This is a genomic window from Rubrivirga sp. (assembly GCF_049648075.1).
GTDB lineage: Bacteria > Bacteroidota > Rhodothermia > Rhodothermales > Rubricoccaceae > Rubrivirga.
In genome coordinates this window covers 1-11,187 of record NZ_JBARYR010000031.1, presented here as the reverse complement: position 1 = coordinate 11,187, position 11,187 = coordinate 1, and the positions used below count along the sequence as shown (strand labels likewise).

Sequence of the window (11,187 nt, the reverse complement as noted above, 5' to 3'; positions counted from 1 at the left end):
GGGCGGCGCAGCGCGGCGGGCGACCTCGATGGTCGGCGTCGTCGCTGGGTCGCGCGAGGGCGCAATGTGTGTCGGTGGGCCGTCCTCGAGGGCGGCGGGAGCGACGACAGTGGGCGGGGCGGGCGCTGGTGTCGGAGCCTCGTCCTCGAGGTCGCTCCGGGGCTGTGCGGCGGCCTGTTGCGCGTCGAGATCCCTCGACAGGCTCGGGATGACGTTGTCGGTGGCGGTGGCGTTCGGGGAACGGCTCTCCTCGCCAGATGCCGTGGCCCCGACCCGCGTACCTACAACTCCGTCATCCTGAGCAGAGCGGAGCGGAGTCGAAGGATCTCGACGCGCCACGTCCTGCTGTGGTGCTTCGTCCGCCCTCGAGGTCTGGTCCGCCCTCGAGGACGCATCGGAGCGCCCTTGCCCCGCACCTCGTGCCCCTAGCCCCCGCAGCGCAGCGCGGAACGCCGCCACGCTCTCGAACCGATCCGCCGGGTCCTTCGCCATCGCCCGCACAATGGCCTCGACGATCCCGTCCGGTAGGTCCCGCACCAACCGGCGCGGCGACGGCGTCGGCGTCTGCAAGTGCGCCTGCATGACCTCGAAGGCGCTCTCGGCCTCGAAGGGGACTCGGCCGGTCACCATCTCGTACAGCAACACGCCCAGCGCGTAGACGTCTGTCCGCGCATCCACCTCGCGGGCGCGGACCTGCTCCGGCGCCATGTACTCGGCCGTGCCGATGGCATGGCGGGTCTGGGTCATCCGCGCCGATCCCAAGAGCCGCGCGATGCCGAAGTCCATCACCTTGACGGTGCCCCTCGGCATCACCATAAAGTTGGCCGGCTTGACGTCGCGGTGGACGATCCCGCGTCGGTGCGCGTGCGCGATCCCTTTCAGCGCTTGGTCGAACAGCTCGAGGGCGCGGTCGGCCGGGAGCCAGCGCTCGCGGGCCAGGAGAGCCTCGAACGTCTCGCCCTCGACGAACTCCATCACCATGTACAAGTCGTCGCCCTCTCGCAAGAGGGCGTACAGCGTCGCGATGTGCGGGTCGAGCAGCCGCGCCAGCGTCTTGGCCTCCTGGCGAAACCGCTCGACGTGTTCCTTCGAGGCCGCGACGTCCGCGCGCAGCGCCTTGATCGCGACCGGCCGGTCGAGCATCAGGTCGGTGCCACGGTACACCGAACCCATGCCGCCCTGCCCCAGCAGCGACTCGATCCGGTACCCGCCGATGGTGCGCCCGATCATGACAGCGGTGGGGCGGGAGCCGTGGGCCGGGCCGGAGCGAGCGCGGGGGGAACCACCCGGACGACAGCGACGGTGACGTTGTCGTGACCGCCCCGATCCTTGGCCTGCTCCACCAATGCACTCGCCGCATCCCACGCCGATCCTCTCCCGAGCGTCGTCGCGATCTCGAGGTCGGTCACCAAGTCATAGAGCCCGTCCGACATCAGGACGAACACGTCCCCGTCCTCGATGGGCTGAGGCCCACCGAGCGTCACCTCCGTCGTCGCGGCGATGCCGAGCGCCCGCGTGATGACGTTGCGCTGGTCGTGATGCCGCGCCTCGTCCTCGGTCAGCACGCCCTCCGCCACCAACTCCGCCACGACCGAGTGGTCCGTCGTCAGACGCTCGATCCGTCCTCGACGGCTCCGGTAGAGACGGCTGTCCCCGACGTGCGCCCACACGACCTCCCCGCCGCAAAGGACGAGCGCCGTGCACGTCGTTCCCATGCCGTCTCGGCCTTCCGAAGCCGCGGCATGGATCTGGGCGTTCGCCTCCACGAATGCTTCCTCGAGGGCGAGCTGTGGCGTCCTCGACGACGCGTAGTAGCGTGACGAGACGACGTCGGCTGCGGTCGTGCTGGCGACGTCGCCGGCCTGGTGCCCGCCCATCCCGTCTGCGACCAATACCAAGACCCCTTTCGAGGCGAGTGTCACGGCGTCGCCCGGTCGGACGCTGCGGCCGCGGTCCTCATTCTGCGAGCGCACGTTGCCAACGTCAGACACAATGGCGACATCGAGGTCGAGAGCTGCCTTCGAGGGCGTGTCGGCCCTCGAGGGCGAGGACGGGGAGAGACGCGTCGCGCGACGGCGGCGGAAGGGCCACATGGCTATCGAGAGGGGAGGGTGATGGTGTAGGCGCGCTTGCCGGCGGTCGTCTGAAAAACGACGGGGACGCGGGCGCCGCCACGGCGCAGCTCGACCTCGACGGATTCGCCGATCCAGCTCGCGAGGGCGTAGGGCGTCTCGCCCACGAGCCGGCCGTCGATCCAGACCTCGGCGGACTCGCCGAGCGCGTCGATCGTGACGTCCGAGGCGACCGACCCGGGTGGAGCCACCCTCTCGGCAGGCGCGTCCTCGAGGACGATCGTCCCGTTGGACGGCCCCGTCTGCTCCGGCCTCGAGGGCAAAGACGTGGCGATGGCGAAAACGAGCGCGAGGACGGCGACGCCTGCGAAGCCCCACGCCGCGTTCGTCGGCGAGATCCAGTCGAGAGACGGCGAGCGCGTTGGCTTCGCCGACAGATCGGCTCTCGAGGGCGGGGCCGAGATCGACGCGGGGACCGGCGCGCCCTCGAGGGCGGGAAGTGCGTGCAGAACGGCTCTCGCGTTGGGGAAGCGATGGCCGGGTTCGGGCTGAAGGCACTGCTGCACCACGTCGTCGGCCCAGGCGGGGACACCGGCGACGCGCGTCGAGGGCGGGGCGTAGTCGGCCCTCGTGATCCGCTCGAACAGGGAGAATGTCGAAGCCGCCTGGAACGGGACGTCGCCTGTCAAGAGCTCGTAGAACAGGATGCCGAGCGCCCAGACGTCGGAGCGTGTGTCGGGCGCTTTGCCCCTCACTTGCTCCGGCGACAGGTACTCGGGCGTACCCGGCACCGCGCCGCCGGTCGTCAGGCCTCGGGCATCGAGGTCCTTGGCGATCCCGAAGTCCAGCAGCGCCACGCGTCCGGCGGGCGTCACCTTGACGTTGTGGCTCTTGAGGTCGCGGTGGATCACGCCGTGGTCGTGGAGGTAGGCCACGGCCTCGACGACGGGCCGGAACAGCCGGGCGGCCTCGAAGGCGGAGACCGGGCCGCGCTCCAGGCGGTCGGCGAAGGTCTCGCCCTCGACGAACTCCATCGCGATGCACGCGTGGCCGTCGGCCTCGAAGTAGTCGAAGAGGGTCGCCACGTTGGGGTGGCGCAAGCCGGCCTGGATGCGGGCCTCGTTCAAGAACCGCGGTGCCAGCGCCGGGTCGCGCAGCACCTTGAGCGCGACCGTCCGCCCGATCCGGTCGTGGCGAGCGCGGTAGACCGTCCCCATTCCGCCGCGGCCCACGCGGGCGCTCACGCGATAGTCGCCGAGTAGGGTGCCGGTGCGGAGGTCCACGGTGTCGGAGGGGTGGAGGGATCGGGGACGGAGGGATGAGGGGGGGCGTCCTCGAGGCCGGGTCGTCGTCCTCGAGGCCGGGTCGTCGAGGTCGGAGGGCGGGGGCGAGTGTCTGCTCGTTCCTCGATCCCTCCGCCTCGTATCCCTCCTAGAGCGTCCCCGTCGCGCGCATCAGCTCCATGCCGTACTTGATCGGGATGGCGTACGTCACCCGGGCGTCCATCTGGGCCGAGTAGGTGAAGATGCCGATCACGCGGCCCCGCTCGTCGAAGACGGGTCCGCCGCTGTTGCCGCCGCCCGTCTCGCTCGTCGAGAGCTGGTAGGCGTCGGGGAAGCCGCTCGCCGAGACGACCGCCTCGTTCGGGTTCTGGCCCTGGCGCGTCCGGTGGATCGTCGAGATGTTGGCCGGCGTCACCGTCGGGCGCGGCACGATGGTCGCGACGCGAGTGCCGTTGCCCATCTCCGTGTTCTGGACGACCGACAGGTCGACGCCCGAGATGCCGGGGTAGCCCATGATCACGACCGGGTCGCCGGGGCGCGTGGTCTCATACGAGTCGTTGAGCTCGACGGCGTGGAGCGGCTCCTGAGCGTCGATCTTGATCGTGGCGGCGTCGCCGCGGGGCGAGACGCGCTCGACCTCGGCTGCGAACGGGATGTCCGAGTTCTGGAACGTGACCGATACGTCTGGGATGCCCTTGAGCGGGCTCATGTTGGTGATTCCCGTCTGCTGCTGCGCGTAGAACGCCGACCGGCTCGGGACCCACTGGCCCACCTGCTGCGGCGACTGCAGCACCGACGGGTTCCGCGTGTCGATCTCGCCCTGCGCGGTCACCGGATACACGATGGCCGGGAACGCGCTCTGCGGGAACTGGAACGGGTAGTCCCAGCCCGAGACGACGTGCTTGTTGGTCAGGATGAACCCGTCCGGGCTGATGACGAAGCCCGAGCCCGTCGCCGCGCTGCGGATCGGCTGGTTGATGCCGTCGGCATCGTTCGTCTCGATGAACGGCTCGATGCTGCCGTCCTGGAGCTGGACGAAGACGGCCATGTTGCCGCGGTCGGTCCGCTCGTAGCGGTGGTAGATCGGCTTGTCCGAGCTCGCGTCCACCAAGCGCCACGCGGCCTCGATGTAGACGACGGCGTCGCCGTGGGCGTCGGTGATCTCCGTCGGCGTCATGTCCGGCGGGTTCGCGGCAGCTTCGGCGGCGGCGGCGGCAGCAGCGGCCTCGACGGAGTCGGCGCGAGCGTGGGCCACGTTCTGCGCGTTGCGGAGGGAGTCGTTGTCCTGGCGCATGAAGAAGAACAGGGCCGCGACGAGCGCCAACACGCCGGCGCTGATCCCGAGGACCATCCCGGTCGTCTTCTTCTGCGACTCGCGCTGGTTCTCCGTCACGATCCGCGCGACGGTCTCGCGTCCGACGCCTTGCTTGGCGGGCGCCCGGTCGACCGCGGAGGCCGCGCTCGCCAACGACGGTGACAGCGTGGTCGCTTTGTTCGCGCGGGGTGATGCGATGACCGTCTCGCGTGCCGGACGCGGCTCGGCGTCGAAGACAAACTCCGGCCCGTCCTGGCCGAGCTGGACCGTGTCTCCGGGCCGGATCGAGGCCGAGCCGGCCACCTGGACCTTGTTGACGAAGGTGCCGTTGCGGCTCCCGAGGTCGGTGATCGTGTAGGCGTCGTCGCTGTCTTTGGTCAGCTTAACGTGCTCGCGGCTGACCAACTCGTCGTGGTCGGCGTCGTAGACGACGTCCGTGCTGCCGCCGCGCCCGACGGTCAGGGCGTCGAAGGTGGCGAAGGGGAATTCCTCGACCTGGTTGGCCTTGGAGCCACTAAGGTGGCGGATGACGAAGCGCTTGGGGGTGCTCATGGCGTTGGGGGTGAGGGGGCTCACCCACAACACCGACGTTTCCGCGCCGACCGGCTCACGCACTGCCTTCGCCGTCTCCCTTGGAGGTCTCGAGGACGTCGCTTTAGCGCCTTCGGGGCCGACCCGATACCCGTCCGGCTCGTACCCCAGATGAACGCCCGGCCCGCCGCTTCGCCAACTCGCTTACTGCTCCACGACGCCGCAGCGGCTCTCGCGCAGTGACGTCTTGCAGATCCTGCGGTCGAGCCGGGCTTGCAACGAGACCGTCGGCGTGACCGGAGCGATCGTGTACACGGACGACTCGCTCCTGCAGGTCCTCGAGGGACCTCCCGACGCCGTCGAACACGTCTACGGACGCGTGCGCCGAGACTCTCGGCACGCCGGTATCATGCCGCTGCTGGACGTCCAAGCCGGCGCCCGCGCGGTCCCGGACTGGTCGATGGGTTTGCTCCGCATCGGCGACGTTCCCGAGGAGGCCGAGCCGACAGTTCGCGCCGTCCTCGAGTTGGCCGAGACGGGCGTGGACCGCGTGTGGTTGGTTCTCCGGGCGTTCCGCTACCTCGCGCTCTCGAGGCGCACGCGCCGCGCGTTCTAGCCGACCTCGAGGCCAGCGCTAGGGCAGGGGACCGCGCCAAAACGTCTCCTGACGGTCGTACTCGCGTGGCGCCGGGTCGAGCCTCGTCGTGAGGATGAGGCCGGGGCCTTCAAACATGGCTCCACCGAGGTCCGTCCTGTAGCCGCGGCCGACCGTCCGCCCGGCGTCATAGGCCTCGATATCTCCCGCGTCGTACTCGACCGTGTCCGACGAGTCGACCTCGAGGACGAGCCCTCCATTCTCCAGGCGATAGCGACCGAAGGCAGGACCGTTGCCCCCGCCGATGTCCGTGATGACGTCGATCCTGAACGTCCCGTCCGAGGCGAAGCGGTAGGTCCGAGACACGAACCGCGCACCGCCGAACTCCCGCCAGACGTCGTCGCCATCGAACAGTCGGACCCCGACGTCTTCGTAGGCGCCGTCCTCGAGGGCGATCCCGTCCACGACCGACCCGGAGTCGCAGCCGACGAGGACGACGACCGACGCGAGTAGGAGGGAGCTTCGAGTCATCGTAGGAGGGTGGGGACGCGTCGCGAACGGTACGCATCCGCCCTCGAGGTCGCCACTCGGTCTCACGCTTTTGACCTGAGCACCCGATGGGCCGCCGCGAACGCGCCCTCGAGGACGGAACGGTGCGCCCGGTCATGACCCGAGTCTTCGAGGAGGCTGCTCGGCCTCGAGGACGCTCAGTCGGCGGACCGGACGAACCGGCCGCGCAGCGTGCCGTCCGGGCTCACGGCGTCCAAGCGGACCAAGCCGGCTTCCCAACTCCAAAACTCGACCGTCTTGCCGCCGCTGTAAACCGGACGCTCGACGCGGATGACGGAAAACGTCCCCGCTGGGACCGTCACGGTCTCGGGTCCCGTCGCCGGGTACGTCTGGCCCTCGAGGTCGTAGGAGCGCTGGCAGTTGGCGAACTCCTCGACCGTCCCGGACTGGTTCGGCACGCGGACGAACGAGAGCCGGCCGCTCGACCCGCTGAACCAGCCGCCCGAGCAGTCCACGCTCTTGACGACGGCGAGCCCGACCTCGACGACCTCAATGTTTTCGTCCTCGAGGGGGAGCGAGATCTCGGTGCTGAACGAGGTGAACGCGCCCCCTGTCGCTCCGGCCTGCTTCCAAGACACGTACCGGTCCGTCCACCGCCAATCCGGTGACGCGACGACGGTCATCTCGAATCCGCGGGGCCGAGAAGGTAGGCGGAGGTGCTCGCCGTCGACCCCGTCGAACACGAAAGCGCGGAGCGAGTCGGGGCCGGGCTCGTAGTCGAAGAGTGCGACCGCGCCGGCCTCCGTCCAGGCTGGGTCGGAGTCGCCCAGGGCGTCGCAGCCTGATAGGACGAGCAGGATCACGAGCGAGAAGCGGATCATCGGTAGCAAGAAGGGCTAGCCGCAACATCCATCGAGGACGCACGGCCGGCCTGATCCATTCGCACTACCTCGACGCGCGCCCTCGAGGACGCTACATGTCGCGCATGTTGTTGGAGAGGTCGTCGTCGGGCAAGTCGCCGCTCGGGTCGAGGCGGGCCGAGACGAGGGTCCGGCCCTCGAGGGCGACTCTAGCTGCGACGGTGTCCGTCGAGAAGTAGGCCTCGGCCGGGATACTCGCGACCTCGGTCGTGCCGTCGGAGAAGCGAAACTCGACCTGCGTCGGCAGGATCACCTCCCCCCGGTTCTCGACCGTCGCCGTCGCCGTCCCGTCGGCGACCTCGAGGGCGGCGAGCGCCTGGTCGAACCGGCCGGTGCCGTAGAACCAGCCGCGCCAGAACCAGTCGAGGTCTTCGCCGGTCACGTCCTCGACGGTGCGGAAAAAGTCGGCGGGCTGGGGGTGCTTGTAGGCCCACCGCTCGATGTACCCCGTGATCGCCGCGTCCATCCGCTCCGGGCCTACGATCTGCTCGCGCAGCATCATCAATCCCTTGGCCGGCTTGCGGTAGGCGAGCCAACCGAGGGCCGGGCGGCGGATCCGGTCGGGGTAGGTCGTGATCGGCTGGTCGGCGGACCACGGCTGGCGCATGAAGTCGGCGGCGGCGGGGCCTTCGGTGAGCCGGATGACGCGGGCCGAGTCGCTCTGGCCGTAGCCGGCGATGGTCGGGTCCGGGTTGCGGTCGTAGAACTCGCGGTTGGCGAACGTGTTGAGGTAGCTGTTGAACCCCTCGTCCATCCAGGCGTAGCGCCGCTCGTCGCTCCCGACGATCATCGGAAACCAGTTGTGGCCGAGCTCGTGGTCGATGACGCCGAAGAGCGACATAAAGCGCGCGTTGACGCCCGAGAAGTGGAGCATCGGGTACTCCATGCCGCCCACGACGCCGGCGACCGAGATCGCGACGGGGTAGGGGTACGGGTACCAGTGCGAGTTGGCCAGGATCGACGCGCGCGTGAACCGCGTCGCCTCCTCCCAGCCCGGGTTGTCCGGCGTGCCGATGCCCTCGTGCGGGTAGGCCGCCATCGACAACACGTTGTTGGTGCTCCCGTCCTCGAGGACGACGGCGGCGTTGGCAGCATCGAGGATGAACGCCTCTGAGGCCGCCCAGGCGACGTCTCGGACGTTCTCGGCGCGGTAGTGCCACGTCGTGGTGGACTGAGGTGAGCCTGACGCGAGCCCTTCGAGATCTTCTGCCCGGATGAGACGGCTCGGCTTCGAGGCTGGCGTTCCGACCTCCTCGGGACGGATGATGTAGACGCGGTCGTCGCTCTGGCGCGCCGCCTCCAGTCGCTCGAGCTGCTGGTCGGTGTAGACCTCGTCCGGGTTGAGCAGCTCGCCGGTCGAGACGACCGTCATCGAGGACGGGACGGTGATCGCCAGCTCGAAGTCGCCGTAGCCGAGGTAGAACTCGCCCTGTCCGAGGTACGGCATCGTGTTCCAGCCGTTGACGTCGTCGTAGACGGCGATACGCGGGTACCACTGCGCGAGCTCGTAGACGACGCCGCGCTCGGTCGCGAGCCGGCCCATCCGGTCGGCGCCGTACTCCGGGATCACGAACGAGTACCCGACCTCGACCTCGATGCGGTCGCCGCCGGACTCGAGGAGCTCGGGCAAGTCGAGCCGCATCCGCGTGTCCGTGACGACGGGCGTGACCGGGTCCCCGTTGACGGTGACGTCGCCGAGCTGGTAGCCGCCGGCGGGGAACGAGCCGCGCCACCGGCTGTCGGGCGGCGTTCGCAACGCGCCGCGGCTGTCCATCGCGAACAGGTTCTGCTCGAGGTGCATCCAGACGTACTCGAGGTCGTGCGGGCTGTTGTTGGTGTACGTCAGCCGGACGGTGCCCGAGACGGTGTGTGTCGCCGGGTCGAGGGCGACCGCGATGTCGTAGTCGTTGCGCTGCTGCCAGTAGCTCGGACCGGGACGGCCGTCGGCGCTGCGGTACTGATTCGGCGTCGGGAGGTCGAGCGGCGCGAAGAGGGAGTCGTTCGTCTCTGGGAACGAGCCTTGGGCAAAGGCCGGAACAGCGATCAGGGCGACGGCCAGGAGGCCGGTCAGTCGAAGCATCGAGTCGAGGTCGGTGGAACGCCAAAACCTAGCCATGAGTCACGGCCTCGAGGTAACGGGACCGGGTTCTTGCCGGCGCAACGCTGACGGAAGGAGGCTCGCGCCGATAGAGGCATGACAGCCTGCCTTGTCTGGTTCGTGCGGCTTTATATATTCGCACACATACATTTGGTACACCACTCCGTTCGGATTGCGAGGCGCCTATTCTCGATTCACAACAGCGCTGGATGCTGCGAGGCCTTGCGCTCGAACGACAGGGTCAGTTCCCACCAACGACTCATGTTCAGACGCCTAGGTTTTCTCGTCGTCACCGCGCTGTCGGTGGCACCCGTCGCGTCCGCTCAAGACGGCGAGCAGCTTCTCCCATTTGCGATCGGTGACCATTGGATCTATCGCGTAGACGGGGTTGCCAAAACCACGTACGCGCCTGCCGATACAGTGGCGGCAAACGTCGAATGGCGAGTTCAAGAGGTGCGGCCATCGGCTGAGCGAGATACAGTTTTTCTCGATCTAACTCGATATCACGACGATGGTCGTACCGACAGGACCTTGTGTGAGTACACCCGATCCAATCAATCATTATTTTTCACATTCCGGTACAACGAGGAGGAGTCGGCAGTAGTGAACGCTCGGTGTATGGCGGCAAGTGGACTTCCATTTATCAGGCGTGGGCTGATCTACCGGACTGTGTCGCTTGGAGACTCTTCGGTAGTCATCGGCGATAGGGAGTACGAGGGGAGCGTGGCAGAGGCAACGTTCTCTGAGCACACTTGTGGCCCAGCGCCATACTGCACCGGCGATACCACGGATGCCGACGTCGTGTCGACTCTATTGGAGGGCGTCGGGCAGGTATCACTCGTGGCAACGTATCGCGAGAACAGGGCTTACGATCCAGTGCGCCGTGATACGATCCGGGCCACACTTCTGGGCGCTGTCGTAGGTGGTGTGTCCTACGGCGACCTTCGGCCCGTCGCGGTCGATGACGACCTGTCGCCGCCAGGGCTCGACGTCCGGGTCGGCCCGAACCCGTCGCGTGGAGCGGTGACCGCGTGGGTTACGCTTGGCGACGCTCGTGACGCCGAGGTGTCCGTCCTCGATGCGCTCGGTCGCGTCGTTCGATCGGTGCCGATCGTTGGAGGCGGAGCGGTCGCGCTGGACCTGTCGGGGCAGCCGGCTGGGGTGTACGTCGTCCGACTCGAGGTCGGGGCGAGGAGCGCGTCGAGCCGTGTGGTGGTGGTGCGGTAGCGAGACCGACGGCGCTCGCGGTCGCGTCCTCGACGGACCTTTCACTCGGCGCTGAAAACCGCGCACGTCCGCCGGCGTCCGATGCGCCTTCCCCCTCGGACGCCGTGCCTGACTCTTCCACTCCGACCGCCCTCGAGAGCCGTAAGGCCGGCGCAGCCAACGGCGACCTCGTTCTCGACCTCGAGGGCGTCGGTAAGCGCTACCGCGAGGGCGAGGCGTGGCGCGATGTGCTGCAGGGGCTTGGGCTGCAGATGAGGCGCGGCGCGATCGGGGCGCTCTTGGGCCGGTCCGGCGCCGGCAAGAGCACGCTGCTCAACCTGATCTCCGGGATCGACAGCCCCGACGCCGGGACGGTCACGGTCGACGGCGTCGAGATCGGTGGGCTGTCCGAGCGCGACCGGACGCTGTTCCGGCGTCGCCACGTCGGCTTCGTCTTCCAGTTCTACAACCTGGTCCCGACGCTGACCGTCGCCGAGAACGTCCGCTTCCTGCTCGACCTCGACGGGGCGGACTCGGCGGCCTCGAGGGCGGCGGAGCTGTTGCGGGAGGTCGGGCTCGAGGACCGGGCGGGCGCGTTCCCGGACCGACTCTCGGGGGGCGAGCAGCAGCGCGTGGCCATCGCCCGGGCGCTCGCCC

The 11,187-nt window shown here is 68.7% G+C and carries 9 protein-coding genes and 1 pseudogene; 3 read left to right on the top strand and 7 right to left on the bottom strand.

The annotated features are described in order from the left end of the window. From WBA11_RS00900 to WBA11_RS00885, 4 genes are all read right to left on the bottom strand, one after another. A partial coding sequence (locus WBA11_RS00900) for a serine/threonine-protein kinase (RefSeq protein ID WP_424518849.1) occupies positions 1–1,230 on the bottom strand: 1,230 nt, incomplete at its 3' end. Beyond that, on the bottom strand, positions 1,227–1,973 hold the full coding sequence (locus WBA11_RS00895; RefSeq protein WP_424518848.1) for a protein phosphatase 2C domain-containing protein: 747 nt from the start codon (positions 1,971–1,973) through the stop codon (positions 1,227–1,229). The genes WBA11_RS00895 and WBA11_RS00900, both read right to left, overlap by 4 nt. A gap of 122 nt (positions 1,974–2,095) precedes the next feature. Next, positions 2,096–3,355, bottom strand: coding sequence for a serine/threonine-protein kinase (locus WBA11_RS00890; RefSeq protein WP_424518847.1), 1,260 nt, complete (start codon positions 3,353–3,355; stop codon positions 2,096–2,098). 148 nt (positions 3,356–3,503) lie between these two features. Beyond that, entirely contained in the window at positions 3,504–5,222 is a 1,719-nt protein-coding gene (locus WBA11_RS00885; protein WP_424518846.1) for a trypsin-like peptidase domain-containing protein, read from the bottom strand. Between the two features lie 181 nt (positions 5,223–5,403). Between WBA11_RS00885 and WBA11_RS00880 the strand changes: the two are divergent. Further along, positions 5,404–5,817 (top strand): annotated as a pseudogene (locus WBA11_RS00880) (BLUF domain-containing protein); the annotation flags it as partial. Positions 5,818–5,835: 18 nt separating this feature from the next. Here WBA11_RS00880 and WBA11_RS00875 read toward each other — a convergent pair. From WBA11_RS00875 to WBA11_RS00865, 3 genes are all read right to left on the bottom strand, one after another. After that, positions 5,836–6,327, bottom strand: a complete 492-nt coding sequence (locus WBA11_RS00875) for a hypothetical protein (protein WP_424518845.1) — start codon at positions 6,325–6,327, stop codon at positions 5,836–5,838. A 176-nt stretch (positions 6,328–6,503) separates the two neighbouring features. Beyond that, a complete protein-coding gene (locus tag WBA11_RS00870) occupies positions 6,504–7,187 on the bottom strand; it encodes a hypothetical protein (RefSeq protein ID WP_424518844.1) in 684 nt (227 codons plus the stop codon). A 91-nt stretch (positions 7,188–7,278) separates the two neighbouring features. Then, positions 7,279–9,342 carry a M1 family metallopeptidase gene (locus WBA11_RS00865; RefSeq protein ID WP_424518843.1) on the bottom strand — a complete coding sequence of 688 codons (2,064 nt, stop codon included), beginning with the start codon at positions 9,340–9,342 and terminating at the stop codon, positions 7,279–7,281. A gap of 513 nt (positions 9,343–9,855) precedes the next feature. Between WBA11_RS00865 and WBA11_RS00860 the strand changes: the two genes are divergently transcribed. Continuing rightward, positions 9,856–10,551, top strand: a complete 696-nt coding sequence (locus tag WBA11_RS00860) for a T9SS type A sorting domain-containing protein (RefSeq protein ID WP_424518842.1) — start codon at positions 9,856–9,858, stop codon at positions 10,549–10,551. Between the two features lie 104 nt (positions 10,552–10,655). After that, the coding region (locus WBA11_RS00855) for an ABC transporter ATP-binding protein (protein WP_424518841.1) at positions 10,656–11,187 on the top strand (532 nt) is incomplete at its 3' end.

What these genes read in the sequence shown, in the direction of transcription:
- WBA11_RS00875 (WP_424518845.1), bottom strand. Translation starts at nt 6,327, where the DNA reads ATGACTCGAAGCTCCCTCCTACTCGCGTCGGTCGTCGTCCTCGTCGGC.
- WBA11_RS00865 (WP_424518843.1), bottom strand. Translation starts at nt 9,342, where the DNA reads ATGGCTAGGTTTTGGCGTTCCACCGACCTCGACTCGATGCTTCGACTG.
- WBA11_RS00870 (WP_424518844.1), bottom strand. Translation starts at nt 7,187, where the DNA reads ATGATCCGCTTCTCGCTCGTGATCCTGCTCGTCCTATCAGGCTGCGAC.
- WBA11_RS00885 (WP_424518846.1), bottom strand. Translation starts at nt 5,222, where the DNA reads ATGAGCACCCCCAAGCGCTTCGTCATCCGCCACCTTAGTGGCTCCAAG.